At 63.6% G+C, this 25,056-nt stretch carries 22 protein-coding genes; 3 read left to right on the forward strand and 19 right to left on the reverse strand.

From position 1 onward, the window contains the following. Nucleotides 1–245 precede the first annotated feature (245 nt). The 14 genes from FVF58_RS16515 to FVF58_RS16585 all read right to left on the reverse strand — a co-directional run bounded on the left by FVF58_RS16515 (nt 246) and on the right by FVF58_RS16585 (nt 12,878). Nucleotides 246–698, reverse strand: coding sequence for an HU family DNA-binding protein (locus FVF58_RS16515; protein ID WP_042326082.1), 453 nt, complete (start codon nt 696–698; stop codon nt 246–248). A gap of 421 nt (nt 699–1,119) precedes the next feature. Then, nucleotides 1,120–2,595, reverse strand: a complete 1,476-nt coding sequence (pdxR, locus tag FVF58_RS16525; protein WP_149670952.1) for a MocR-like pyridoxine biosynthesis transcription factor PdxR — start codon at nt 2,593–2,595, stop codon at nt 1,120–1,122. A 229-nt stretch (nt 2,596–2,824) separates the two neighbouring features. Beyond that, complete coding sequence (locus FVF58_RS16530; protein ID WP_149670953.1) at nt 2,825–3,124, reverse strand: hypothetical protein; 300 nt, start codon at nt 3,122–3,124, stop codon at nt 2,825–2,827. A gap of 81 nt (nt 3,125–3,205) precedes the next feature. Then, nucleotides 3,206–4,141: a 2-dehydropantoate 2-reductase gene (panE, locus tag FVF58_RS16535; protein ID WP_149670954.1), complete on the reverse strand. Its 936-nt coding sequence runs from the start codon at nt 4,139–4,141 to the stop codon at nt 3,206–3,208. Between the two features lie 293 nt (nt 4,142–4,434). Continuing rightward, entirely contained in the window at nt 4,435–5,427 is a 993-nt protein-coding gene (locus tag FVF58_RS16540) for a nucleoside hydrolase (RefSeq protein ID WP_149670955.1), read from the reverse strand. After that, entirely contained in the window at nt 5,424–5,813 is a 390-nt protein-coding gene (locus FVF58_RS16545) for a cytidine deaminase (protein WP_149670956.1), read from the reverse strand. Before FVF58_RS16545 ends, FVF58_RS16540 begins: the two co-directional genes overlap by 4 nt. Before the next feature lie 149 nt (nt 5,814–5,962). After that, nucleotides 5,963–6,295 carry a Rieske (2Fe-2S) protein gene (locus FVF58_RS16550; RefSeq protein ID WP_149670957.1) on the reverse strand — a complete coding sequence of 111 codons (333 nt, stop codon included), beginning with the start codon at nt 6,293–6,295 and terminating at the stop codon, nt 5,963–5,965. Between the two features lie 3 nt (nt 6,296–6,298). Then, a complete protein-coding gene (locus FVF58_RS16555) occupies nt 6,299–6,610 on the reverse strand; it encodes a YciI family protein (RefSeq protein WP_149670958.1) in 312 nt (103 codons plus the stop codon). Nucleotides 6,611–6,615: 5 nt separating this feature from the next. Beyond that, on the reverse strand, nt 6,616–7,494 hold the full coding sequence (locus FVF58_RS16560) for an intradiol ring-cleavage dioxygenase (RefSeq protein WP_149670959.1): 879 nt from the start codon (nt 7,492–7,494) through the stop codon (nt 6,616–6,618). Nucleotides 7,495–7,524: 30 nt separating this feature from the next. After that, on the reverse strand, nt 7,525–8,592 hold the full coding sequence (locus tag FVF58_RS16565; RefSeq protein WP_149670960.1) for a maleylacetate reductase: 1,068 nt from the start codon (nt 8,590–8,592) through the stop codon (nt 7,525–7,527). A gap of 7 nt (nt 8,593–8,599) precedes the next feature. Beyond that, nucleotides 8,600–10,066, reverse strand: coding sequence for an aldehyde dehydrogenase family protein (locus FVF58_RS16570; protein ID WP_149670961.1), 1,467 nt, complete (start codon nt 10,064–10,066; stop codon nt 8,600–8,602). A gap of 47 nt (nt 10,067–10,113) precedes the next feature. Then, the gene (locus tag FVF58_RS16575; protein WP_149670962.1) at nt 10,114–11,133 is read right to left on the reverse strand and encodes a hydroxyquinol 1,2-dioxygenase; all 1,020 of its coding nucleotides are present in this window, start codon (nt 11,131–11,133) and stop codon (nt 10,114–10,116) included. A gap of 205 nt (nt 11,134–11,338) precedes the next feature. Continuing rightward, nucleotides 11,339–11,833 (reverse strand): cupin domain-containing protein, encoded by a 495-nt coding sequence (locus FVF58_RS16580; RefSeq protein ID WP_149670963.1) that lies wholly within the window; start codon nt 11,831–11,833, stop codon nt 11,339–11,341. A 115-nt stretch (nt 11,834–11,948) separates the two neighbouring features. After that, nucleotides 11,949–12,878, reverse strand: a complete 930-nt coding sequence (locus tag FVF58_RS16585; protein ID WP_149670964.1) for a LysR family transcriptional regulator — start codon at nt 12,876–12,878, stop codon at nt 11,949–11,951. 87 nt (nt 12,879–12,965) lie between these two features. On the opposite strand from FVF58_RS16585, the gene FVF58_RS51470 reads away from it, so the two are divergent. Further along, nucleotides 12,966–13,127, forward strand: coding sequence for a hypothetical protein (locus FVF58_RS51470; RefSeq protein WP_188130844.1), 162 nt, complete (start codon nt 12,966–12,968; stop codon nt 13,125–13,127). A 20-nt stretch (nt 13,128–13,147) separates the two neighbouring features. Here FVF58_RS51470 and FVF58_RS16590 read toward each other — a convergent pair whose 3' ends face one another. Continuing rightward, nucleotides 13,148–14,404, reverse strand: coding sequence for an MFS transporter (locus tag FVF58_RS16590; RefSeq protein WP_149670965.1), 1,257 nt, complete (start codon nt 14,402–14,404; stop codon nt 13,148–13,150). A 1,059-nt stretch (nt 14,405–15,463) separates the two neighbouring features. Here FVF58_RS16590 and FVF58_RS54740 point away from each other — a divergent pair. Beyond that, nucleotides 15,464–15,634: a BON domain-containing protein gene (locus FVF58_RS54740; protein ID WP_188130845.1), complete on the forward strand. Its 171-nt coding sequence runs from the start codon at nt 15,464–15,466 to the stop codon at nt 15,632–15,634. Nucleotides 15,635–15,757: 123 nt separating this feature from the next. Here the strand turns inward: FVF58_RS54740 and FVF58_RS16605 are convergent, their stop codons facing one another. Then, on the reverse strand, nt 15,758–17,236 hold the full coding sequence (locus FVF58_RS16605) for an alpha-amylase family glycosyl hydrolase (protein WP_149670967.1): 1,479 nt from the start codon (nt 17,234–17,236) through the stop codon (nt 15,758–15,760). 10 nt (nt 17,237–17,246) lie between these two features. Continuing rightward, a complete protein-coding gene (locus FVF58_RS16610) occupies nt 17,247–19,985 on the reverse strand; it encodes an MGH1-like glycoside hydrolase domain-containing protein (RefSeq protein ID WP_149670968.1) in 2,739 nt (912 codons plus the stop codon). A gap of 370 nt (nt 19,986–20,355) precedes the next feature. Between FVF58_RS16610 and FVF58_RS16615 the strand changes: the two genes are divergently transcribed. After that, nucleotides 20,356–20,676 (forward strand): DUF1330 domain-containing protein, encoded by a 321-nt coding sequence (locus FVF58_RS16615; protein ID WP_149670969.1) that lies wholly within the window; start codon nt 20,356–20,358, stop codon nt 20,674–20,676. A gap of 114 nt (nt 20,677–20,790) precedes the next feature. On the opposite strand, the gene FVF58_RS16620 is transcribed toward FVF58_RS16615, so the two are convergent. Together FVF58_RS16620 and FVF58_RS16625 are read right to left on the reverse strand one after the other, a co-directional pair. Next, nucleotides 20,791–23,901 carry a bifunctional diguanylate cyclase/phosphodiesterase gene (locus tag FVF58_RS16620; protein WP_149670970.1) on the reverse strand — a complete coding sequence of 1,037 codons (3,111 nt, stop codon included), beginning with the start codon at nt 23,899–23,901 and terminating at the stop codon, nt 20,791–20,793. Beyond that, complete coding sequence (locus FVF58_RS16625) at nt 23,898–24,692, reverse strand: substrate-binding periplasmic protein (protein WP_149671158.1); 795 nt, start codon at nt 24,690–24,692, stop codon at nt 23,898–23,900. The genes FVF58_RS16620 and FVF58_RS16625 overlap by 4 nt, the downstream gene beginning before the upstream one ends. Nucleotides 24,693–25,056 lie beyond the last annotated feature (364 nt).

Here is a 25,056-nt window from a genome sequence, read left to right on the forward strand (position 1 = left end):
AACAGCGTATCCCGGACGGCATGGCTGCGCTGTCATCGTACTGCGCCGGCCCACGATGCGCTAGTACGGTGCATATGCGGCACCGCGATGAACGCACGCGGGCTTCGCAACCCGCGAGCGCGCAAAAAAATCCCCGTGGATTCACACCCACGGGGATTCGGACAACTTGCACTGCGGACCCGCTCAAACGTCAACCATGGTTAGAACGCTACGCTGAGCGCACCACGGCGACGCGTGATGCGCGATCAGCCTGCTGCAGCGTCTTTCAGCTTCTTCAGCGCACGTGCCTTGATGCGCACGCTAGCCGGCTTGGCCGGGAACCAACGCTCTTCGCCCGAGAACGGGTCTTTGCCGAAGCGCTTCTTCTTCGCCGGCACAGCTTGCACGACGATCTTCAGAAGACCCGACAGCGTGAATTCGCCAGCGCCCTTCTTGTGCACTGCGCCGAGGATCGTGTCTTCGAGCGCGGCCAGCACGGCCTTGGCGGTCTTCGGTTCAACAGCGGCGCGTTCAGCGACGTGAGCAGCCAACGAGGCCTTCGTGAAGGTGTCCTTGATCGGCGACGGTGCGCTGGACGCCTTCACGGCGACCTTCTTAGCTGCGACGGCTTTCTTCGCAGGAACTTTCTTTGCAGCAACCTTCTTGGTCGGTACCGGGGCAGCAGCCTTCTTGGCCACCTTTTTTGCGGAAGTCGGCATGTTTCTCCTACCTGTTGTGGTCAGTGAATAGCTCGAAGCGCACACGGCATGTGCACGCTTCAACGCCGGATTCTACAAGCGCCAATGCGATTTGCGCGACTCTTTTATGTACCAGGGCGAAGGTTTGTTGCGCGGCGCAGACTCCGCAACACATTTTGATGCTTGTTTTAGCGGGTAAACCTGTGTGGACGAGGTCGGCAACACCAACACGTAACGCACGTTACAGTTCGTTTCGATGCATGAATACAGGCACTTTTCGTTGATGGACGCGTTCTGGATGAGTCGAGTGAGAGTAGCGGCGACGGCTGCGGCGAGTGCCTCGCGCTCATCATGAGCGCGTTGGTCAACCCAGCGCCGCTCATGCTCACGCAGCGGAAAGACACGGCCGCCGTGCCCGATTCCGGCGAGTCGACGCCAGCCGTTATCGCGCCACACGCGGCAGAATGCCCGCCAGCTTCGTGAGCGCCGCGTCGATGTGTTCGACCGCGATGCTGCCATAGCCGAACATCAGCCCGGGCTGCGGCTGCACACGCCGATGAAACGGCGCGAGTCCATACAGCCCGATCGACGCTTCGCGCGCCGCGCTCACCACCGCCTGCTCGGTCAACGGCGCGCGCAAGCGCGCGGCCATATGGATGCCCGCGGTCGGCACGATCGGCTCGAACCAGCGCCCGAGGTCGCCGCGCAGATGGTCGAGCAGCATCGCGCGACGCGCCGCGTAGATCTTATGCATGCGCCGCAGATGCTTGGCGAAATCGCCGTTTAGCATGAAGGACGCTAGCGCGGTTTGCGTGAGCGTGCAGCCATGCCAGTCGGCGATCTGGCGCGCCTTGAACAGCGGCCCGTAGAGCGACGCCGGCGGCACCACGTAGCCGACCCGCAACTCCGGGAAGATCGTCTTCGAAAAGGTGCCCACGTAGGCGACGAGTCCCGCGCGATCGAGGCTCTTCAGCGGTTCCATCGGCCTGCCTTCGAAGCGGTACTCGCAGTCGTAGTCGTCCTCGATGATCACCGCGCCGCGCTTTTGCGCCCATTCCAGCAGTTCGACGCGGCGTTCGAGACTCATCGGCATGCCGAGCGGAAACTGATGCGACGGCGTCACGTACACGAGCCGCGCCTTATCCGGCAGTTTGCCGACAATCAGCCCCTCGCGATCCACCGGCACCGGCACGACGCGCGCGCCGGTGGCCGTGAAGCATGCATGCGCGGGCGGATAGCCGGGGTCTTCGAGCGCGGCGATTTCGCCTGGCCGCAATGTGATGCGCGCCATCAGATCGAGCGCGTGCTGCGCGCCTTGCGTCACGATCACGTCTTCCCAATTGCTCGATACCGCCCGGTTGAACGCGAGGTAGCGCGAGATCGCGAGGCGCAGCTCCTGCTCGCCGGCCGCGTCGCGATACGTGCCCGGTCCGCGCGCCTGCGCGCGCAGCGCTTGATTCACGCAACGGCGCCAGACGTCGAACGGGAACAGCGCCTTGTCGGTCGCGCCGCCGACGAAATCGTGCGGCGACGGCACCGAAGGGCGCGGCAGCGGCAAGCTCTCGGGCATCTGCTCCCACAGCGGCTGGGCGCGCGCGGCGGACGCTTTGGCCTTGGTCCGCTCGCGCGCCGACCCGGCGGCCCGGGCATGCGCGGAGCGTTCCACCGGCAGGCGTTCCAGACCATCGGCGACGAAGGTCCCCGAACCGGCGCGCGCGCTCAGATAGCCCTCGGAGAGCAGGCGCTCGAAGACATCGAGTGTGGTCTTGCGCGACACACCCAGTTGCGTCGCGAGATCGCGCGTGGACGGCAAGCGCGTGCCGCCCGCGAGACGCCCTTCGAGAATGCCCGCGCGCAGTTGCCGATATATCTGCCCGGACAGATCGTGATGCCCTTCGACCGCGATATGAATGTCCATTCGGGTGGCTACTTCGGATATCCGGGAAAATGGTTTTCGGAAACACCAGTGTGTGGACGTAAGCTTACCGTTGTCCGCCGCGCGCGGAGCGGATATCGAAGATAAGGAGCGTCTCGTGACAGACGCGCGCAAGGATGGCGAAAGCGAGCGGCGTCTGGATTGCGCTACGTCAGGAATCCTGCACGTCGGCTCGCGAGCCGCGGGGGTCGCGGCAAGCGCAAACATCAGCCTAGAAAATTACTGAAGTCGCCACCGCGAACCAGATCGCGATCACGCCTGTGAGAAACAGATGCCGCGCGATACGAATCCGGGCATCGCTGTTTTCCGGCTCGACGGGGCTCGTCGCCATCCACGGCACGAGCCCGAGGCAGGCAAAGCCGGTCAGCGCGGCCACGAATACGACGATGTCGGCGACGCGCCACTTTGTCGGCTCATACAGGCCCCAGTAGCCGAGAAAGACGATGCCGATCGAGAAGATCGTCGCCGAAGCGGCGCTGAGCGCGGGTACCGAGCCGGTTGGAGCGGGCATGCTTAACCTCCGATCGTTAGACTGCGATGGCGGCCCTTCTCCATCCCCTCCGTTCCCGCGCCGGCTCAGGCAATCGCTCACTCAGGACGTGCGGGTCTGCCGTGCTTCATAAGTCTTCAGATGACTATGGGCGATGCGCAGCAGCGACAGACCGTGCTCGCCCTTTTGCGCGTCGCCGCCGCGCGAGATCAGATCGCCAAGAATGTGATCCGCCTCGGTATGCGCGTGGTTTTCCACGTCGCGCAGCATCGACGCGGTGAGCGGCGTAGGCGTAAACAGCGTCTGGGTAGCACGCGCGTCGAAGTCCGAGCCCATCGTGAAGCCGTTGTGCTCGGCCACCGCGCGGCACTCGCCCAGCAGATTCTCGATCACGCGTTTGCCGTCGGGCGCAGCCAGAATATCGCCGACCGAACCGCGCATCAAGCACGTGCTCGCTGCCAGCGTGGCCAGGAAGACCCATTTTTCCCACATGCGCAGCAGAATGTTGTCGCTGACCGACACGTCGAAACTCGCGCCGGCCATCGCGTCCGCAATGGCCTGGACACGCTCCGACGTGCCGCCCGCCAGTTCGCCGAAGGTGATCGCATGCATATCGTTCAGATGCACGACGTGCTGTTGGGCGTTGAGCGTCGCGGCGATCACGCATTGGCCGCCCAGCACGCGCGACGCCCCGAACTTCGCGGTGAGCACGTCGATGTGGCGCATGCCGTTGAGCATCGGCAGGATCAGCGTCGATTCGCCGACCAGCGGTGCAAAGGAGTCGATTGCGTCGTCGAGACTGTAGGCTTTGCAGCTGAGCAGCACCAGATCGAACGGTTCGGCGTTCACGCCCGCGAGAATCGTCTTGACCTCGTGCAGCGTGAGGTCGCCGCGCGGGCTGCTGATGACGAGCCCCTCGCGCTCGAGCTTTTCGGCCCGGCCCGCGCGCACGAGGAAGGTCACGTCCTGACCCGCCGCCGCAAGACGCCCGCCGAAGTAACCACCGACCGCACCCGCCCCTACTACCAGAATTCGCATCTTTGGCCTCTTGAGGAATTTCAGTCACGCGCGCCGCGCAGCAGCGAAGAGTTGCGGGGCCGCGTACGCAGTGCGTGTGCAGAAATGTAGCAAAGAATCACGATCGGCATGAGACGCGTGCGCCGGGACGGGGTGTGCTGCGATGCAGCGTCGCGGCTTGGGGCGCGGCTTGAACGCCGCTTGAGTTGGAGCGAGCGAGGCGGCCGGTGCAAGCGTGTCAGGCTGCAATACTTCGCACCCTCTGTGCGCCTCTCATGTCCGCGCCCCGGCTCCAGCCTTTCAAAACCCGCTCGTCAACTAGAGCCGAGCGTGCCGCAGAGGGTGCGTTCATAGAGCGCCAGCATGCCTGCCACATCCACGCCGACACACACCTTGCAGTCGGGGCGATGATCCCAATCCGGCGCGGGCACGGGCAGCGTCGAAGGCTTCTGGATGGTCTGGCCCACCGCGATGCCTTCCGTCAACACACGCACGGGACCGCTGCGCGTCGTATAAAGATGCGGCGCCAGCAGGTACGCGACCGCCGACGAATCGTGCGTATAGATGCCCTGCAATTGCGCGCTTTCCTGATGAAAAGCCTCGTAATGCCGCGACACGTCCCACACGAACCGGCCCGCCGCGCCGCCGCGATCGCGCAGCGACGCGAGGTAGTCGCGGCTCATGATGGTGGGCTCCGTGACGTCGAGACCGACGATCGCCACCGGCCACGCCGCGCCGAGCACGCGGTCAGCCGCGTCGGGGTCGCCCAGCATGTTGGCTTCCGCCGCGGGCGTCACGTTGCCGAGCACGCCGCCCGTGCCGAACGCGCCACCCATGAGCACCACCTGTTTGACGAGCGACGCGATCTGAGGATCGTCGGCGAGCGCCAACGCGAGGTTGGTGAGCGGACCGACGGCCAGCAGCGTGACTTCGCCGGGGTGCGCGCGCACCGTGTCGACGATGAACCGGTGGGCGGGGCGCGCGTCGAGCGGCGCTTCGTCGACCGCTTCTTCCATGTCAGCGAGCGCCATGTTGCCGAGGCCATCGTCGCCATGAATCTGCGCGAGCGGTTCGGGCGCGGCGCGTTTGAGCGGCGCCGCCGCGCCCCGCGCGACCGGCACGCCAGGCGCGAAACGCCCGGCCAGATAGCGCGCGTTGCGGGTCGTGGTTTCGATCGTCGCGTTGCCGAACACGCTCGTCAGACCGAGCAGCTCGATGTCCGGATGCAGCGCCTGAAAGACCAGCGCCATCGCGTCGTCGACGCCGGGGTCGGTATCGTAGATGACCTTGTGCTTGCTCGTAGTCATAGGTAGAACGCGTCCGGCAGTTGTTCACGCGCGGTGGTGTCGCGCGTCGCGCCGCGCAGATTGCCGAGGCGGATCGGCAAGCCGGGGCCGCCGAGTTCGAGGATCACCTGGCGGCACGCGCCGCACGGTGCTATCGGGCCGTCCGTATCGCCGATCACGGCGAGCGCCGCGAACTGGTCGCGCCGGTACCCCGCCGCAATCGCGCTGAAAAATGCGGTGCGTTCCGCGCAATTGCACAGGCCATACGCCGCATTTTCTACGTTGCAGCCGTCGAATACGTGGCCGTCGCGCGTCAGCAGCGCGGCGCCGACCTTGAAGTTCGAATACGGCGCATAGGCCCTTTCTCGCGCGACGCCCGCGCGCTCCAGCAGTTGTTCCATGTTCATGCGGCGATCCTCGATTCGATCCGGCTTGATGAGCGGGTCTTCAGCAGCATGCCGCTTCGGCGAAAAGCCGCATAGTGCGAACGACAGCATAGCAAGCCCGCATGGATCGAGCACCGGCAATTGCGACGACTCGCCGGTGCGCCGGATGCTTACCGCACGAGGACAACCCAGGCATTCGCATCGACCTCGACCTTCATCGCATCCAGATTCGCGCCCGCGCACGGGCCCTCGATGCAATGTCCGTCCTCGAAGCGAAACAGCGCGCTGTGATGCGCGCACATCAGCACCTGCGCCCGGTAGCAGGAGACCTCGCCGGGCTCGAAGTCGAGCGGCACCGAAAAATGCGGACAGCGGTTCGCGTAAGCCCACACCCGTGCGCCCCGCCGCACGACGATCACCGGCGCGTCAGCGTGCGCTACGTCGACGACCCGCGCGCCGCCGTCCGGAACATCGGCAAGACGACACAGCTGCATCCCGCTCATCGCTCAGACTCTCCGCTCGGGATTACCCAGGCTCCAGTCCCACGGGCGAATCTCGACCCGGTCGAACAAACCCGCCTGCATGTACGGATCGCGACTCACGAAGTCCATGACGTCGTCGATCCCCTCCGCCTCGACGACCAGCAAGGTCCCGTTCATCGCATCGCATTGCGGCGCGAGCGTCGGACCGCCGAGCCGCACGAGCACGCCGCGATGCGCGGCGCTGCGCAGCCAGCTCCGATGAACCGGGCGGACCCGTTCGCGCACGTCGCGCATACCGGGTTTGTCGGTGGCGAAAACCGCGAAGTAACGTCCCATCGTCTTCAGCTCCGGTCGAGGTCGAGTACGAAGTCATAGCGCGCCTCGCGAAACGGCCCGTCAAAGCCGAATCTGCGCGCCAGCTCATGGTCCGCCGCGCGTTCGCGATAGGCGACCATCAGCGAGGGTTTGACGCCGAACACCGCGTCCGACTTCAGATACGGATCGGCCTCGTCGAACAGATGCGTGACGAGCTTGCGGTGCTGCGGCGCGTCGATCATGAAGTGCAGATGCGCGGGCCGCCACGGATGCCGCCCCGTCGCGTCGAGCATCCGGCCGACCGGGCCGTCGGTCGGAATCGGATAGCTCACCGGGACGATCGTGGAGATCGCGTAGCGGCCTTCGGCGTCGCTACGGAAACGCCCGCGCAGGTTGCCGTGCGGCTGCGCGGTGTCCTGTCCGGAATACATGCCGTTTTCGGCGGTCTGCCATACGTCGAGCACCGCGCCTTCGATCGGCGTGCCGTCCGTCGACAGCACGCGGCCATGCACGAGCGCCGGCGTGCCGGGGCTGAACGCCATGTTTTCGCCATACGCCCGCTCGGGCATCCCGCGAATGTAGAACGGCCCGAACACGGTGGTGTCAGTCGCGCCCGTCGCGTAACGGTGATTGATCGCGTCGACGAGCATCGAGACGCCGAGCGTGTCCGACAGCAGGATGAACTCCTGGCGCACGAGGTCGTCGCACATCTTGCCGGTGTCGGTCAGGAAGCGGATCGCCGCCATCCATTCCGCCTCGGTCGGCTCGACTTCGCTTACGAACGCGTGCAGGTGCCGCACGAGGCTTTGCATCAGCGTGCGCAGCCGTGCGTCGGGCGTGGCGGCGAAGCTCGCCACCACCTGCTCCGTCAGCCCCTGCCCGGCGTCTTTGTCGTTGGTCGACATGTCTTCCTCCAGTCTTATTCGCGACGGCGCTCAGGCCGGCGCCGCCCCTTGCCACGCGCGCTGCAGCAACGCGCGGATCGCGTCGCGCTCGACGGCACGCGGATTCGCATACGGATTCTGGCACGCGAGGTCCGCCGCTTCGTCGAGTCCTTGTTCCGGCATGCCGAGCTGCGAGAGCGCCGCCGGAATGCCGAGAGCGCGGTTCAATTCGAACAGCAGCGACCCGGCGTCGGCCGCGTCCTTGCCGCCGAGCGCACGCGCCACGCGCGCGAGCGCGTCGGGCGCGGCGGCATGGTTGTAGTGCGCGGTATGCGGCAGCATCGCGGCGTGTGTTTGTGCATGCGGCAGATTGAACGTGCCGCCCAGCGTATGACAAAGCTTATGGTGCAGCGCCATGCCCACCGCACCAAGACAGGTGCCGGCGAGCCACGCGCCGTACAGCGCGCGGCTGCGCATCGCCGCGTCGTCGGGTGTGCGCACGATGACCGGCAGCGCTTCGCCCAACGCGCGGATCGATTCCTCGGCCATCAGACTGATGACGGGGTTGGCGTCCTCGGCATACAGCGCTTCCACCGCATGCGCCATCGCGTTCACGCCCGACGCCGCCGAAACGGCCGCCGGCAGCGAAAGCGTCAGCGACGGATCGTAGATCACCGTGCGCGGCAAGACGCGCGAATCGCGGCCGGTGCGCTTCAGACGGCCTTCGGTCAAGCCGTAGATCGGCGTCATCTCGGAGCCCGCGTAGGTCGTGGGCACGGCGATGATCGGCAGCGACGATTCGAGCGCGATCGCCTTGCCGAGACCCACGGTCGAGCCGCCGCCCACGGCCACGCAGCAGTCGGCGTCGAGCGCCAACGCCGCGTCGCGCGCAGCGCGCGCCACTTCCACGGGCACGTGCATCACGGCCTGCGCATGCACGCCCGCCGCGCGCGCGCCGAGCACGCGCATCACCTCGTCGGCCAATGGTCGCTGCTCGGGCGTCGTGAGAATCAGCGCGCGCCGGGCTCCGAGGCGCTCGACTTCCGCCGGCAGCGTCGCCAGCGCGCCCCACGCGAACACCACCCGCGACGGCGTCCCCTGAAAAACGAAGCGCTCCATGTGGACCTCAACGCTTGAAATGCGGCGGCACCTGGCCGTCGACGTTGACCCACACCGAACGGGCTTCCGTATAGTCGTGCATCGCCTCGAAGCCCATCTCCCGCCCATAGCCGGACTGCCCCACGCCGCCGAACGGGCTGCCCGGATTGACGCGCTTGTAGCAGTTGATCCAGCACATGCCCGCATGGATCTGCCCGGCGATGCGATGCGCGCGCGACAGATCGCGCGTCCACAGTCCGCTGCCGAGGCCGTAGTCGGTGCCGTTGGCGATCGCCAGCGCTTCGTCGTCGGTGCGAAAACGCAGCACCGTCACGAACGGGCCGAACACTTCCTCCTGCGCGACGCGGTCGTTCGGGCCCGCGGCTTCGACCACCGTGGGGCGCACGTAGTAGCCCTTCGCGAGCGACGCGTCTTGCGGCGCGGTCCCACCGGTCAGCACACGGCCGCCCTGCCCGCGCGCCACGTCGACGAAAGCCAGCACGCGCTCCTGATGCTGCTGCGACGTGAGCGGCCCCATCTCGGTGTCGGGATCGAGCGGATTGCCGACGCGGATCGATGCGGCCAGCGCAACGAAACGCTCGAGGAACGCATCGGCGATGCGCTCGTGCAGGATCAGACGCGAGCCGGCAATGCACGCCTGGCCCTGGTTGTGGAAGATCGCCCACGCGGCGCCGTTGATGGCGGCGTCGAGATTCGCGTCGTCGAACACGATGTTGGCGCCCTTGCCGCCCAGTTCCAGTTGCACACGCTTGAGGTTGCCCTGCGACGCCTCGACGATGCGCCGCCCCGTCGCCGTCGAACCGGTGAACGCGATCTTGCCGACGCCCTCGTGCTCCGCGAGCCGCTGCCCGGCCGTGTGACCGTAGCCCGGGACGATGTTGACGACGCCTGCCGGAAAGCCAACCTCGGCCATCAGCTCGACGATGCGCAGTGTCGACAGCGGCGTGATCTCCGAAGGCTTGAGCACGACCGTGTTGCCGGCCGCCAGCGCCGGGCCCATCTTCCAGCTCGTGAACATCAGCGGGAAATTCCACGGCACGATCTGCCCGACCACGCCGATCGGCGCGCGCTGCACGTAGTTGAGAAAACCGGCTTCGACGGGAATCACCGAGCCTTGCAGCTTGTCGGCCATGCCGCCGAAATAGCGGAAGCAGGCGGCCGTGCGCGGCACGTCGAGCGCGCGCGAGTCGCGGATCGGGTGGCCGGTGTCGAGCGATTCGAGCTGCGCGAGTTCCTCGGCGTTCGCCTCGATCGCGTCCGCGAGGCGCAGCAGCAGCAGGCCGCGTTCGGCGGCGGGCAGCGCGGCCCACTTCGGGAACGCGCGGGTGGCGGCGGCGACGGCAAGGTCGACATCGGCGGCCGTGGCGGCGGCGATCTTCGTGATCAGCGAGCCGTCGTGCGGATTGAGCACGTCGATCGTGCCGCCTTCGACGGCGTCGGTGAAGCGGCCGTCGATGAACAGTTGGGTTTGCATGAATGGTCCTCGGTAAATGCGGGCGCTGCGCTTCGGAAGTCGATCGCTCAGAAGTCGACCGGATACGGCTTCAGTTCGCCGCTTTCATAGCGCTTGGGCAGGTTGGGCGTGGCGTTTTCCCACACCAGCAGCATCGACCGCTTGGTCGAATAGCCCTGATGGCGGATGTCGGCCGGCATCGCGCAGATGTCGCCCGCCCGCATCGTGATGCGTGCGCGCGGCGCGCCGGTGTTCTTGTCGCCGATGTCCCAGACGATTTCGTCGGACAGTTGCAGGAACCACTCGACGCGGTCGTTGCCATGAAACACCGGCAGGATGTATTCCTCGGTGGTCGGACAGAACAGGCTCTGACCGCATACGGACGTGACCGAGGGATTCCACGTCACGTCGGAGCGCGACAGATACTTGAACAAATTGAACGCGTGCAGTTGGCCTTCGAAGCCGGGCTCGACATGCACTTGCGGCTCGTCCTGCGCGACATCGGCAAACGCGCGGTTCACCGGCAGGTCATCGCGCAGCGGCGAGTCGCCTGCGAGGCCCGGCATGCGGCGCGTTGCGATGCGCGTGCGTTCGATGGCCGCATCGTTGTCGCCATGCTTGCGGCCGAACGCGGTGCCCGTTTCTTCCGGCGCCGCGAACGGGTCGAAGCCCTCGTTGGTCCAGTCGTGCAGGATCGCCTTGAAGGTCGCCATGATCGTCGGCGTTTCGAACGACTCCATATAGTCGACGCCCGCTTCCTTCATGATGCCGTTGAACGAGCCCGCATACACGTCGACCTTGCCGTAGTGATTGCGCGTGCCGAACACGTGATCGAAGTTGACCCAGCCGTAGAAAAAGCCCCATGCGACGTCGCGCATCATCGCGCGCAGGAACGCGTCGGCGGGGACCGCGTGGGTGCGGGTCTGCCCTTTCGCCGGCCAGTTGATCTTGACGAAGTACTCGTCGCGCAGGAATTCGAACGCGCCGAGCGTGAAGCGGCGATAGCCGGTCACGGGATCGGGCTCGCTTGCGCGCACGGTGTCGGCGGCAAAGCCGGCCGGGTGGTTGATGTTTTCGAGAGTCGCCATGTCTTGTCTCCTATGTCGGTGGGAGTTGGCGCTTTAGCGTGTCGATCCGGAGTTGGCGCTTTAGCGCCTACTCCGGTCCCATGCTCTAGCACTTACTCTCACCCCATGCACGTTGTATGTCGGTGGGAGTTAGCGCTTCAGCACTTACTCCTGTCCCATGAAAGATGGTTGCTGCAGTTAAGCGGATGATCAGGTCGCGTGCGGGTCAGTGCACGCAGATGTCGGCCCACTTCTGCACCGAGAGTTCGCCGAACATGGTCTGCACGAGCGCCACGCCGGTTGTCTGCGCACTGAAGCGGTAAGCGCAGCCGGCTGGCAGCAGCGCCTGATGGCCGCGGCGCAACACGACATGGCCCATCGCGCGGCCAGCCGGGTGTGAGCCCGCGTCGACGCTGCCAACACCGCTTTTCGGCGGCGTGTCGAGCTTGATGAAGTCGATGCGGACCTCGCCGTCCATCAGGATCACGAACTCATCGTGCGCGCAGGCGAACCACGTCGATTGCCCTTCGGTGTGCAGCGCCTCGATCACGTATTCGAGGTTCTTGCCGACCACGACCTTTTCATAGGGCGCCGATCTCGAAGCGACTTCGAATACGTTGGAGAACACATAGTGGCGGGCATCGCCGCTGGTGATTTCGATCTCGCCCTTGCGGTAGCCGTCGAGCGAGCCAAAGACGGTATGAAATGACGACTCAGTCATTGCTGTCTCCTGTTGTTGGAAGCTGTCGTTGGATTGAACTTTAGGTCCGCTACAGGAGGACAACAACCGGCGATCGGCCGATTACAGCATTCGTGCTTTGCAAATAATCGCCGCGCTAGCTGACCCAGCCGCGCTCGATCAGCGGCCGGTCCCACGCGGGCTCGGGGCCCAGGTAATCGGCGAGAAACTCGACCAGCGCTTTCACTTTCAACGCCTGCCGCTGGGTGGCCGGATAAACGGCGGCGAAGCTCAGCGGCGAAAGCGTGTAGTCGGTGAGGATCGGCACGAGCGAGCCGTCCAGCAGCGCCGCACTCGCCACCAGCGTGGGCAGGCACACTACGCCGCCGCCCGTCAGCGCGTAATCGCGCAGCAGATGCACCGAGTTCGAACGGATCATGCCGGGCAGCTCCATCTCGACGACTTCGTCGCCACGCGTCATCACCCAGCGATTGCGCGACGGATAGCCTGAATAGAGCGCCGTGGTGTGCTGCAGCAAATCGCGCGGATGTTGCGGCGCGCCATGTTCGTCGACATACGCCGGTGTCGCGCAGAAAAGCCGCCGCACCGCGAAAAGCCGCCGCTCGATCAGTGACTCCGCGATTGGCGGAAAGATCTGGAACGCGACATCGAAGCCCTCTTCGATCGGATCGACCACGCGGTCGTTGACGATCACGTCGAGCTGGATGCCCGGATAGCGCCGGTTGAATTCCGCAAGCGGCGCGCCGAAGTGGCCGAGCGCGAAGCCCGGCAGCATCTGGATGCGTAGGCGGCCAGTGGGCGTGGCGCGCAACTCGCGCATCTGGTCGGTCAGTTCGTTGACGCGCCCCACGACCTCGGAGCATTCGCGATAGAACGCCTCGCCCACTTCAGATAGACGCACGTGCCGTGTGCTGCGATGAAAGAGCGGCGCATTGACGAACTTCTCCAACTGCTGGATGCGGGTCGTGATGACCGAACTCGTCACGCCCAACTGCCTCGCGGCCTCGGCGAAGCTGCTCGTCTCTGCCACTCGCACGAAGGCTTCGATACTCAGAAAACGGTCCATGCTGCTCCCTGCTCCGCCAGTTCGGGATGCCAGTTTATACGGGCTGGTGCGGGGCGTGCCGATGGATTATGGCGATGGATTGCGCCGATGATTGCGGTGATGATCGGCAAGCGGGAGCGCTTGTGTTGCCGGATGGTCGGGTGGCCGCAGCCGATGCTCGCCGGCGCGGTCATCATCTCCATGCGCAAAGCCGGCGAGCATGGCCGCCGGCTGCGCTTCCTTGCTGCTTCCGACCAGGCGCACGCTTGAGCGCGCCTGGGTCGGCTTTTTCATTCGGGCTGCTCGCTCGCCGGCAGTTCGATCGCCGGTTGGATTCGCCGGCGCAGTCTGGCCGGCGCGGTTTCTTCGAGAAACAGGCACACGCCGATGCCGAGCACGACCGCGCAGATCGGCAGCCAGAGAATGTTCTGAATCCCGAAGTGCGTCGCGACGAAACCGGCCAGCGCCGGCGCCACGCCGCCGCCGAAGATCTCGCCCGCTCCCACGACGACGCCGATCGAAGTCGAGATCATGCCGGCCGGCGCGGCTTCCGTCGCAACGGGCCCCGACAGCAGCGACACGAGCCCGAGCGTGAAGAACGAAGCGACGAACAGCACCGCGAACAGTTCGACCGGCTGCGCCCCGATGCCGCGAAACAGGTACAGCATGACCGCGGTGCCCGCGAAGCCGACAATGCCCGCCACGCGCCGGCCGACCAGATCGGACAGACCCGGCAAGCCGAACTGGCCGATGAAACCGCCAAAACCGATCGCCGACACCACGACGCCCATGCGCTGCGTGTCGAGCGCCAGATATTCGGTCAGATATAACGGCAGCATGGCGCCCAGCACGAACACGCCAGTCATTGCGCAGAACAGCGCCACCATCGCGACGGGGATGTTGCGGCTCTTCAGCACGTCACGCCAGTTGCCGCGTTCGGAGCGCGACTCGACGCGCTTGGGCGCGGCTTGCGGCTCGCGAATCACGCGGAACATCAGCAGTCCCAGGATCAGCCCGGGAATCGACACCAGCGCGAACACCCAGCGCCACGTCATCACGTTGAGCAGTTGCGTCGCGATGATCGGCGAGAGCGCGAGGCCGAATAGCGCGAAGCCGCTTTGCTGGAGTCCGAGATTGAAGCCGCGACGCTTGGGATGCGACGCGTCCGCGGTGGCCGCGAAGCTGGTCGGGCAGAAAGAGCCTTCGGCCACGCCCATCAGCGCGCGCACGGCGAGCAGGCTCGCGAGGCCGCCGGCCAGCCCGGAAAAACCGGACAGCAGAGAAAAAACGAGGATCGCCGGGATCAGTACTTTGCGGCGGCCGATCTTGTCGGAGATGCCGCCCATCAGCGCCGCGAAAATACCCCACGAAAGCCCGAGGATGCCGATGCAGTTGCCGACGTCCTGCGCGGTCAGATGCAGGTCTTTCATGATGGACGGAAAGAGCGGCGCAATCAGCCACCGGTCGAGCCCCACCAGCCCGAAGCCGAGGGCCAGCAGTACCACGGCCTTCCATTCGTAGGCCACATCCCAGTCTTTCGTTTTCATCTGTGTCTCCATAGGCCGCCCGGCGCACGCGGAGGACTTCGTCGATCGGGCCTCTGGTGCAGATGGACGACATGTGTTGGCGCTGGCTGCGCCGTTGGTTGTTGAGTCAAAAACTTGCGGTGATCCGCGGCTTTGGATGCGCGGTCTTGTCGATGTCCGTGGTGAGGCCCTGCGCGCGATCGTGGTTGGATTACAAACGTGTTGTGATGCGTCGGGGCGGCATTGCGATATCGGGTGTCGACGGGGCAAAGATATTCGCAAGTGCGGGCGGGCGGTACGGGGCAAGTGGCGAATGGGGTATTCGTGAATCGCAAATAATCGCCCTATTCCGCTCGACGCGAGCACGACCGTCACGACCGTGTTGCCCTCGCCGAATAGGGTGAAAAAATGCGCCGAACATCGACTTCATCAAAATGCCCGGCCTTCGCTGATGGGAGATCAACACCCTCGCCGACGCCAATAACATGCCCAATCGCAGCACTGTTTTATTTCTCAATGACCTGAAACGGACCGGTTGTTTATTTCAACAGTCTGTATGTAATAACCCGCCAAGTTGATACGTAAGTTTCGAATTACGGAAAAATTCCATAACAACTATGGTGCAGCGCGCCATCGTCTCTCGTGGTTCTCTATATTGGCAGTCGGGATTTATCGCTAAAAAGCCAGTCAATACGCCCCTCTGATTAACTCAACAGCGCCGATGCAATACGCCAACTCCAGCAATCTTGCAATGGTCACGAGACTCATTTTGCAGTCCTTCGAGTGCGCGTCACTTTTTCAACACAGGCATTGCTTTTTTATTTCGCCATTTCGTGACAGTGAACTAATCTCCTTTTCGCAACAACGAGAAACCAGTCTCTGCGTGGAGGCCAAATGAAACGACTCGCGCTTTCTACCTTCTCCCTGACATTGCTTTGCGCCACCGGCCTGGCCCATGCCCAAATAGCGTGACGCTATATGGCCTGCTCGATCAATCGATTCAGTTTGTGCACACTGCCAGCCCGCAGGGCGGCAATCTATGGCGTATGACGGAGGGTGCGTAGCGCGTTGTCCAGGACGATGGGACTCGCCGCGTCACACGTCATCGTCCGCTCGGAAAATGGCGCAGTCACGCTGCAAGGAGCGGTGCCGAAACAGGCCGACGGCGAGAAGGCGGCAGAAATCGCCAGGGGCGTCCCGGGGGTTGTGTCGGTCACGAACGCGCTATCGATCCACCCCGAAGGAACGTAAGGAGGATCGACCTGCGTGGTGTCCCACCTTGTCCGTGGCGCGACGTCATGATTCTGTTGCGCCCGCCATCGGCGTCCGGGATGCAGCGTGCAAGCCTGGCGGCCGATGGTGGCGGCCCTGGGTTCAACACGCAGTCAGCTCGAAGACGTGATAGCCCCAAGGCGAGAGATCCAGATAAAGACCGCGCGAGACGAGGTCATCGCCGTCGCGATCAAAAGCCGCCGGCCCCATCATGTCCCTGAGCCGCACCGTGCTGCCGGTCACATCGGCAAATGGGATTCGGACATAACACTGGCTCTGGTTGCCCGCGTAGTTGACCACCACGAGCCACCGTTCGCAGTCGCCGCGTTGCCAGGTCCACGCGATGAAACAATCCGAGGTCCAGTTGCCCTCCCATGCCGGCACGATTTCGACCTGGCTCCACGTGCCTTCCCGAAAGACCGGTTGCCGCAGCACCGTCATCAGGTTCTCGTAGAACCCTTGCAAGCATGCGTCGACAGGCTCCACAGGCGCCCGCACCAGATGCGGCGAAATCCGTTTCCTGCAGCCGTCGAACTGGCCTTGGTGAAAGAAGCGCAAGCCCGGCGTCAGAAACGTGATGACTGCGCCTGCTTCGTGTTTGCCGGGTTCGAAGCTCGCCGCGGCCCGCGGCTCGTCGTGGTTCTCCAGGAAGCGGGCCAGCTTCTGCTGGTAGTCGAGCCCGGCGTGCAAGTGCTCGCGCACCGTCCGCGCGTTCGCATCGCGCAAGCGGTCGTACATCTGCTTGTCGTAGGCGTAATCGAAGCCCTGCTGCTGCATCGTCCATTCGAGATCCCAATACACCTCCGCCATGAACAGGAAGTGCGGATGCTCGCGTCGCACGGCCTCGGTCGCCTTCGGCCAGAAGGGCTCGGCGCGGATGCCCCAAGTTCGTTCGAACACGTCGGGCAAGACCAGCATGGCCATGTCGCAGCGCAGGCCGTCGCATTGCCCGGCGATTCTCTTCAGTTCGCCGATCATTGCCTGCTGCAATTCCGGATTGCCGTAGTCGAGCTGCAGCGTGTCGGGCCAGCCGTCGAAGTACGGGTCCCGGCCGTGCGCGAGTATCAGCGGCCCGTTACTCGTCTGCACCCGGCAATAGTTGCTCGGCGAGCGAACCAGGTCCGCCTCGCTGCCATGCACGAAGTAGTCCGGATGCGTGTCGATCCAGTCGTGATCCGGCGCCATGTGATTCGGCACGAAGTCGAGCATCAGCTTCAGTCCGCGTTGCTGCAGGCGCTGCCGCAAGCGGGCGAGCGCCTCGGCGCCGCCCAGATCGCGATGAACCGTGTAGCTGCGGATTGCGAATCCGGAGCCGGCGATGTCGTCGTCAGTGAGGTCCGGCAGCGTCTCGGCGAATTCGCGGCGCCATCCGGCATGCGCGCGCGAGATGAGCTGGGCCGCCGGACCGGTCTGCCAGACGCTCAGCAACCAGACCCAATCAAAGCCCAGCGCGGCGAGGCGATCCAGTTCGGCATCCGGAATATCGTCGAGTGTCGCGCACCTGCCGAGCGCGCGCGACAAGCCGGTCAGCCAGACGCGGGTGTTGATCTGGTACAGCACGGGGTAGCGTACGCTGGACATTTCGCTTTCCTCATTGCTCGCCGGTGCCTTCTCCACCCACCTGTTCCCTGACGAGCCGCGCCATCACGCGCCCGCGATCGGTTTCCAGCACGGCCTTGGCGTCGACGCGCCCGAACAGGTCGAGCAGCGGAGCGACCAGACCCGTCCAGCCGGTCTGGTGACTGGCTCCAAGGCCCGCGCCGTTGTCACCGTGGAAGTACTCGTAAAACAGGATCAGGTCGCGCCAGTGCGGATCGTTCTGGAATTTTTCCGTTCCTCCATAGACCGGTCGTTTGCCGTCCGCATTGCGCAGGAACGTGCTTGTCAGGCGGCGGACGATCTCCTGCGCCACTTCGAAGAGCGTCATGTGCTGCCCGGAGCCGGTCGGGCATTCGACCTTGAAATCATCGCCGAAAAAAGTGTACAGGTTCACCAGCGCGCGCACGATCAGCAAATTGACCGGCATCCACACCGGTCCGCGCCAGTTGGAGTTGCCGCCGAACATACCCGTATTCGATTCGGCCGGCAGGTACTGCACCTTGTACTCCTGTGCGCCGACGTGAATCACATACGGATGCTCCAGGTGATACAAGGAGAGCGAACGGATGCCGTGCGGGCCCAGGAACTCGTTCTCGTCGAGCATGTAGCCGAGCACCCGTTCGAGTTTGCGTTTGTTCAGAATCGACAGAAGCCTGCGTCCGTTGTAGCCGATAAAGCCGGCGTCGGTCGGGGCAACCTGCGCGATCAATTCGGGGTAGCGCTTGCGAAACTGCGCGATCAGCTCCACCAGCTTCGGAAAGCGCGTGACGGAGTGCGCTTCGAACACCGTCGACGCGCACAGCGGCAGCAGTCCCACCAGCGACCTTATCTTCAGGCGCGTCGTCTTGCCGTCGGGGAGCCGCAGCAGATCATAGAAAAAGCCGTCATGCTCGTCCCACATCTCGTCATCGTGTTCGCCGCGCCGGTCCATCGCATAGGCGATCCACATGAAATGCTGAACGAACTTGAAGGCGACCTCCTCGTAGATCGGGTCGTAGTCAGTCAGGTTGATCGCCATCTCCAGCATGGCCTGGCAGTAGAACGCCATCCAGGCCGTGCCGTCCGCCTGCTCGAGCGATCCGCCGGTCGGGAGTTCCGCGCTGCGGTCGAACACGCCGATGTTGTCGAGACCGAGAAAGCCGCCGGCGAACACGTTGCGCCCCGACGGGTCCTTGCGATTCACCCACCAGTTGAAATTGAGCATCAGCCCCTGAAACGAGCGCTCCAGGAAACGCGGGTCGGCTCGCCCCAATTCTTTCTCATACTTATACAGCCAGAGCGTGGCGGCGGCATGCACCGGCGGATTCACGTCGCTGAAGTTCCATTCGTAGGCCGGAATCTGGCCGCTCGGGTGCACGTACAAGCTGCGCAGCATCAGCAGCAATTGCTCCTTCGCAAAATCGAAATCGACCTGCGCCAGCGCGATCGTGTGGAAGGCCAGGTCCCAGGCCGCGTACCACGGATACTCCCACTTGTCCGGCATGGATATCACGTCGGCATTCAGCATGTGGAACCACTCCATGTTGCGCACATCGCGCCGCTCGAAGTCGAGCAATGGATGACTGCGATGCTCGCGCAGCCAGAGTTCGAGATCGAAGTAGTAGTACTGCTTGCCCCACAACATGCCCGCCAACGCCTGACGATGCACCCGGTGCTGGTCTTCGGTCAGCGACCTGGGCGTAATGCGCTCGTAGAACTCGTTCGCATCGGCGATGCGGCTATCGAAGATCTGCTCGAAGCCGCCGAAGGCGTCATCGAGTCTGGATGGCGCGAGGCGCAAGCGGACGGTCGCGCTGCCGCCGCCGGGTACCTCGCACGTGTAATGGGCCGCGGCCTTGGTCCCGGTTCTGGCGGGATTCACGGCGTCGCGCTGTCCCGAGATCACGTAGGCATGGAACGCATCCTTGACGTAGGGCGACGCGTTGGGCTGATCCCACAGGCGCTGCGCATTGCTTTCGTTTTCGGTGAAGAGCGTCTCCGGCGCGCCGTCGCAGTGGAGCCAGTATTCGCCCAGATCATGATGTACGGTCCGAATGACGCCGGCGCCCGCGTCGTGCAGGGACGGCTTGCGATCGTCCTCGCCCCACGACCACGTGTTGCGGAACCAGAGTGTCGGCAGCACCCGCAGCCGTGCCGCCTCCGGTCCGCGATTGTGCACGGTAATCCGCACGAGAATGTCTTCCGGAGCCGCCTTCGCGTATTCCACGAACACGTCGAAATAGCGGTCATCGTCGAAGATGCCGGTGTCGAGCAGTTCGTATTCCATCTCCTCCCGCGATCTATTGCGGTTGATCTCGACCAGATCCCGGTACGGATATTCCCGCTGCGGATATTTATAGAGGTACTTCATGTACGAGTGCGTGGGCGTGCTGTCGATATAGAAGTAATACTCCTTCACGTCCTCGCCATGATTGCCCTCGCTGTTGGTGAGGCCGAAGAGGCGCTCCTTCAATATCGCGTCGTGCTCGTTCCAAAGTGCGAGCGCAAAGCACAGTCGCTGCTGGTCGTCACACAGACCGCCGAGCCCGTCTTCGCCCCACTTGTAGGCGCGTGAACGCGAGTGGTCATGGGTGAAGTAATTCCACGCATCGCCGTTGTCACTGTAGTCTTCACGCACCGTGCCCCACTGCCGCTCGCTGAGGTAAGGCCCCCACTTCTTCCACGGTACGTGCGCCTCGCGCGAGTCGTTCAAGCGTGTTTGTTCCGCTACATCGACGAATACCGGGCACATGCTATTCCTCCGTGACGGCTGAATAAACCCGACTCGACGCAACGCGCGGGAAGCCGCGCGTGTCGCGTCGGAGATCAGCACGGCCGATCCATCTCCCAGTGTAGGTTGTGCTGGTAGGGATGTGAGTGCGGTAACGATTTCATCATGCGCCGTCACGCTCACCCGTTGCCTGAACGACGGGATTGGCGCCGAACGAATGGCAGTTGTCCGAAAGCGACTCGCACAGCAAGCAACCCGCGGCGACAGAGGGCGGCGAGTAAGGTGCCGCGGATTCCTTTACTTCTCAGGTAATCGACGTGCGTCGCGCCCGCGATGACCATAGGCAGCATTCAGGCTGTTAAGCCCTATATCTATGTCACGGAGCGCGACCATGACTGCATACGCGATGGCCCATTTGCATAACGTCGAGCTGTGCGCTGACGTCGTCGAATACCTGGAGTGCATCGACGAAACACTCGAGCCGTTTGGCGGCCGTTTCGTCGTGCACGGCGGGCGGCCCGAGGTGCGCGAAGGCGAGTGGCACGGCGATTTGATCATGATTGCGTTTCCCGACCTCGCCGCCGCGCGCGCCTGGTATGGTTCGCGCGCGTACCAACGAATCTTGCCGTTACGCCTGCGGCATGCGAGCGGATCGGTGATTCTGATCGACGGCGTGGACGAGCGCCACAAAGCGACTGACATTCTCGGCTGAGCGCGGTGTGCTGGCAGCCGCGTTCGGCCAGCGGCGCCGGGTCAATGCAAAAGCAGACGCACGTTGCGGGCGGCAATGGGCCCGCCAGTGCCTTGCGCGACCGCTCACCTGCAATCACTCGGCCACACACTGCCCCGCCTCAACTCTCGCCAACATCGCCTCAAAATCCTCAACCGGCACCGGTCGGCAGAAATAGTAGCCCTGATACGCATGACATCCCGCCGCAGCGAGAAAGTCCCGCTGCTCGCCAGTCTCGACGCCTTCGGCAATCACCCCCAAACCAAGGCTCCGCGCAAGCGCCACAATGGCTTTCGCGATCACCGCGTCATTGGGATCCACGAGCACATCCCGCACGAATGACCGGTCGATCTTCAACTGATCCAAAGGCAAAAGCTTCAAATAGGACAGCGACGAATAACCAATTCCAAAGTCATCGAGCGAAAAGACAACGCCCTTCGCTTTGAGCGCGCCCATTTTCTGGATGATGTCCTGCACATTGTCCACCAGTACGCTTTCCGTCAACTCCAGCTTCAACCTGTCCGGTCTCGCGCCGGTTCGACGAATGATCGTGAGTACCTTGCCCACGAAATCAGGTTCGCGAAACTGCTGAACACTGACATTAACCGCAATCGCGAGATTCGCCATATCCGGCTGCGTCGCCCAGCGCGCCAATTGCGCACAGGCGGCCTCCAGAACCCAGCTTCCCAACGCAAGGATGAGTCCTGTCTCTTCAGCCAGCGGAATAAAATCGGCGGGAGGCACGATACCGCGCGTGGGATGGCGCCAGCGCACCAGTGCCTCGGCGCCCGTTATGCGGCTGCCGTCAATCTGCGCCTGGTAGTGAAGCAGGAATTGATCATCCTCGATGGCGTTGCGCAATCCCGCTTCCAGCGCAGCGCGCTCCACCACCACGGTCTGCATGTCGGGATCGAAGAAACGCACGGCATTGCGTCCTCTTTCCTTGGACTTGTACATCGCAAGGTCGGCCTGCTTCAGCAACTCGTCCATCGACGCCTGATGCCCCATGAACACGGTCGCGCCGATACTCGCCGTACTGCGGTATTCGATCTCGCCAAGCTGATAAGGATTGCCCAGAACGGTGATGATTTTTTCGGCCATCGCTTCGGTCTGGCTGGCCGCTTCCTGGCGGTTTTTATGCAGATTGCCCAGCACCACCACGAATTCATCACCGCCTACCCTCGCCACCGTGTCGTTTTCGAGCACGCTTGCCGCCAGACGCTGCGCCACTTGCTGCAGCAGCAGATCGCCTTTGTCGTGACCCAGCGTATCGTTCAACGTCTTGAAGTGGTCCAGGTCGATGAACAGCAAAGCGCCGCAGGCTTCATTCCGGGCGCTGGCCGTGATCGCCTGCTTCAGCCGGTCCAGCAGCAGGGTGCGGTTCGGCAATCGGGTCAGCGCATCGAAGAAGGCCAATTCCTTGATTCGTTCTTCGGCGATCTTGCGTTCGGTAATGTCGTGATGCGTGATCACATAGTGGCTGACGACTTTATCCTCGCCCATTACCGCGGAGATCGTCAGCCATTTCGGGTACACCTCGCCGCTCTTGCGACGATCCCATACCTCCCCCTGCCATCCGCCGGCACGATGAATCGCTTTCCACATCGCCTTGAAGAACGCTGCGTCGTGGCGATCCGAGCGAAGCACTCGCGGTGTCCGGCCGACGATCTCGTCGGCCGTATAGCCCGTGCATTCGGTGAACGCCGAGTTCACGCGCAGGATTGTGCCGCTGGCGTCGGTGATCATCATCGGCTCCATCGAGTCGAATGCGACGGCGGCAATTCGAAGCTCAGCCTCGATCTGCTTGCGCTCGGTAATGTCGCGGCCGCTCGTGCGAAAGCCGATGAAAATGCCCCTGGCATCGGTGATCGGAACCCAGGACGCCGAAAGCCACATCAGCGAACCGTCTTTGCGACGGCAGCGAAATTCGAGGTCGTCGCCGCGAAAGCCCTGGAGCGCCCTCTCGAACTCGGGTGCAACGCGCGGAATATCCTCCGGATAGATCACCGTGCCGGCAAAATCCGCCAGCGCCATGCACTCGTCGACCGTATAGCCGACGTACTTCTCCACCGCTGAGTTGATCCAGCGCGGCTTGCCGTCGGGTCCCCACCAGATTTCCCAGTTGACGGTACAGTCGGCAATCGCGCGGAATTTCTCCTCGTTCTCGCGCAACTCTTTGGTCATCGCCGAAGCAAGCCGCATTGCGCGCCCGCGGCCGGTCATCATCAGCCAGGTGAGCAGCGCCAGCAGCAGGCTGAGACCCGTGCCGATACTAGCGATCAGGAACGCCGCGTTACGGCCGAAACGCGCGTTGAAGTCGTCCTGGGCACTCATCGTTAGCGTCCAGTCATGTCCGCCGACGACCAGATATTCATTGCCCGACATGTCCGCAGCCAGATGATGGCCGGGCACCTCGGGTGTCTTGTGCAACAGCGCGGCGGACGATGGCTCGACGCCATCGTAGATGGCGATCGTCAGACCGGGCGGCTGCTCGCCGTACAGACTGGCGATCACGTCGTGCATCCGGAAAGACGCGAAGACCCAGCCCACCAGATGCGCGCGACGCTGGGCGACGCTATCTTGCGACTGCCCTCGCGCATAGATCGGCAGGTACATGACGAAACCGGGCCGCGCGTTGGTTTCGGCATCCACTGCCAGGCGGACCTTGCCGGATAGGGTCGCCATGCCGGAGTCGCGCGCCTGCTCCATCGCGCGCCGCCGCACCGGATCGGCCCACGCATCGAATCCCGGCGGCGCGCGATTGATGCCGATATACGGCTCGCGTTGGATGATAGGCGCGTAGCTTTCGCGCGAGCCTTCGGGCTTGATCGTATAGTCGGGCGCACCTTGCCGGCGCATCGCGGCGATATGCTCGACCTTTTGCGCGCCCGGCACCCACGCGATGATGCCGATGGCCTGGATGCCGGAGAAGTTGGAATCGAGATTGAGCGTCTCGACATAGTCGCGAAACTGCTCTCGGTCGAATTCTCCGCGTGCCGCGAACAGGCTTTGCACGCCGCGCAGCATCAGTTCATACGTGCCCATACGCTGCTCGATCCGGCTGACGGCATCGCCCAGCGAGAAGTCGAACTGGCTCAGGAGTTCATGACGGGCAGCTTGCCGCTCATGGTCCCAAAGCGTCCACGTCACACTGAGTGACGCGAACAGGACCAGTAGCGGCAGCAGAACGAGGCGCGTCCAGTTCACGGCGGCGACTGGAAATTGACCATCGATTGGGCAAGGTCGGGTTTGAAATACTTCTCGAAGATTCGCAGAACCGTGCCGTCCGCGCGCATTTCATTCACGAGAGCGCGCCACTTTTCCCGTTCGGCGGGCGGCAGCGCCTTCTTCGACATGATCAGGCCGTGCGGTATGGCGGGGTCGTCGAATTCCACGATGCTGGTCACGTCGCGGATTCTCTTTTCGTCGATTGCAGGGTAGTCGAAAGGCTCGATGATCATGCCCTGCACGCGCCGCAGAATCAGCGCCTGATACAGCGGCTCCAGACCGCCGGCCTGGCTCACACGATTTTCAGCCGACAGCGTATCGACCAGCCGGTTGGCCGCCGCGCTGTAGCGGAAGCTGCGGATCACGCCGAGCTGAAACTGATCGTTGTGCTCGAAATCGGCCAGATGACGGATTCCGGCGTCCTTGCGCACCAGCAGATAGTATTTGTTGCTGAAGTACCAGGCGAAATCCGCGTACTGATTCCGCTCGTCGTTGGCGATGCCCGACAGGCTGAAATCAAGTGCGCCGGACTCGATCAGCTTCCAGATCCGGGCCCGTGACATCAGGCTGACTCTGATCTGGCAACCGCTGCGGCGAGTCAGTTCGTCGGCAAAGTCCTTGTCGATTCCGCTGTCCGTGTCGACGGAATAGAGCAGACCGTGATCGTGTAAAGCTAGCGTAAAGGAACGCGAACAGTCGGGGCCAGCCGCCATCGCATTGCCGATGCAGCTTAGCGCCAGCAGCAACCCGCCAAGACCATGTCGAATCATGGTGTCTCCGTGGTACGAAGATGACTTGAATACCCCATTCAATTTTCCAGCCAGGACGCTGACGACACGCCCTGCTATCTGGTCACCTTGAATGCGGCTGAAGATGCCTTTTCGCGGACCGGCTAGCATACACCGGTCCGGCTGAACCTTCGGAACATTCAAACCGAAGGCAGTCTTCACGCAATAACGGCACTGGGCAGCAGTTCTTGAGGGGGCCTTGGGGTTTATCTGTAGATCGTCTGGCGGCAGCACCCGCGATTTGAGTTAGCACGGCTCAGCAGGTTGGTTTCGGGTGCAACCACCCCCCCGTCATGACCCGACAGACGAAAGCATGTAAGGCGTACACTCGAATTCGCCCACGAAC

Origin of the sequence: Paraburkholderia panacisoli (assembly GCF_008369935.1) — a bacterium.
GTDB classification, from domain to species: domain Bacteria; phylum Pseudomonadota; class Gammaproteobacteria; order Burkholderiales; family Burkholderiaceae; genus Paraburkholderia; species Paraburkholderia panacisoli.

Excerpts from the sequence above, each read along its gene's own strand:
- FVF58_RS51470 (WP_188130844.1), top strand. The coding sequence starts at position 12,966 with ATGATTGCGGTGATGATCGGCAAGCGGGAGCGCTTGTGTTGCCGGATG.
- FVF58_RS16560 (WP_149670959.1), bottom strand. The coding sequence starts at position 7,494 with ATGTCGACCAACGACAAAGACGCCGGGCAGGGGCTGACGGAGCAGGTG.
- pdxR (WP_149670952.1), bottom strand. The coding sequence starts at position 2,595 with ATGGACATTCATATCGCGGTCGAAGGGCATCACGATCTGTCCGGGCAG.
- FVF58_RS16570 (WP_149670961.1), bottom strand. The coding sequence starts at position 10,066 with ATGCAAACCCAACTGTTCATCGACGGCCGCTTCACCGACGCCGTCGAA.
- FVF58_RS16550 (WP_149670957.1), bottom strand. The coding sequence starts at position 6,295 with ATGAGCGGGATGCAGCTGTGTCGTCTTGCCGATGTTCCGGACGGCGGC.
- FVF58_RS16625 (WP_149671158.1), bottom strand. The coding sequence starts at position 24,692 with ATGATTCGACATGGTCTTGGCGGGTTGCTGCTGGCGCTAAGCTGCATC.
- FVF58_RS16585 (WP_149670964.1), bottom strand. The coding sequence starts at position 12,878 with ATGGACCGTTTTCTGAGTATCGAAGCCTTCGTGCGAGTGGCAGAGACG.
- FVF58_RS16530 (WP_149670953.1), bottom strand. The coding sequence starts at position 3,124 with ATGCCCGCTCCAACCGGCTCGGTACCCGCGCTCAGCGCCGCTTCGGCG.
- panE (WP_149670954.1), bottom strand. The coding sequence starts at position 4,141 with ATGCGAATTCTGGTAGTAGGGGCGGGTGCGGTCGGTGGTTACTTCGGC.
- FVF58_RS16610 (WP_149670968.1), bottom strand. The coding sequence starts at position 19,985 with ATGTGCCCGGTATTCGTCGATGTAGCGGAACAAACACGCTTGAACGAC.
- FVF58_RS16590 (WP_149670965.1), bottom strand. The coding sequence starts at position 14,404 with ATGAAAACGAAAGACTGGGATGTGGCCTACGAATGGAAGGCCGTGGTA.
- FVF58_RS16615 (WP_149670969.1), top strand. The coding sequence starts at position 20,356 with ATGACTGCATACGCGATGGCCCATTTGCATAACGTCGAGCTGTGCGCT.
- FVF58_RS16565 (WP_149670960.1), bottom strand. The coding sequence starts at position 8,592 with ATGGAGCGCTTCGTTTTTCAGGGGACGCCGTCGCGGGTGGTGTTCGCG.
- FVF58_RS16575 (WP_149670962.1), bottom strand. The coding sequence starts at position 11,133 with ATGGCGACTCTCGAAAACATCAACCACCCGGCCGGCTTTGCCGCCGAC.
- FVF58_RS16540 (WP_149670955.1), bottom strand. The coding sequence starts at position 5,427 with ATGACTACGAGCAAGCACAAGGTCATCTACGATACCGACCCCGGCGTC.
- FVF58_RS16605 (WP_149670967.1), bottom strand. The coding sequence starts at position 17,236 with ATGTCCAGCGTACGCTACCCCGTGCTGTACCAGATCAACACCCGCGTC.
- FVF58_RS54740 (WP_188130845.1), top strand. The coding sequence starts at position 15,464 with ATGGGACTCGCCGCGTCACACGTCATCGTCCGCTCGGAAAATGGCGCA.
- FVF58_RS16545 (WP_149670956.1), bottom strand. The coding sequence starts at position 5,813 with ATGAACATGGAACAACTGCTGGAGCGCGCGGGCGTCGCGCGAGAAAGG.
- FVF58_RS16580 (WP_149670963.1), bottom strand. The coding sequence starts at position 11,833 with ATGACTGAGTCGTCATTTCATACCGTCTTTGGCTCGCTCGACGGCTAC.
- FVF58_RS16515 (WP_042326082.1), bottom strand. The coding sequence starts at position 698 with ATGCCGACTTCCGCAAAAAAGGTGGCCAAGAAGGCTGCTGCCCCGGTA.
- FVF58_RS16555 (WP_149670958.1), bottom strand. The coding sequence starts at position 6,610 with ATGGGACGTTACTTCGCGGTTTTCGCCACCGACAAACCCGGTATGCGC.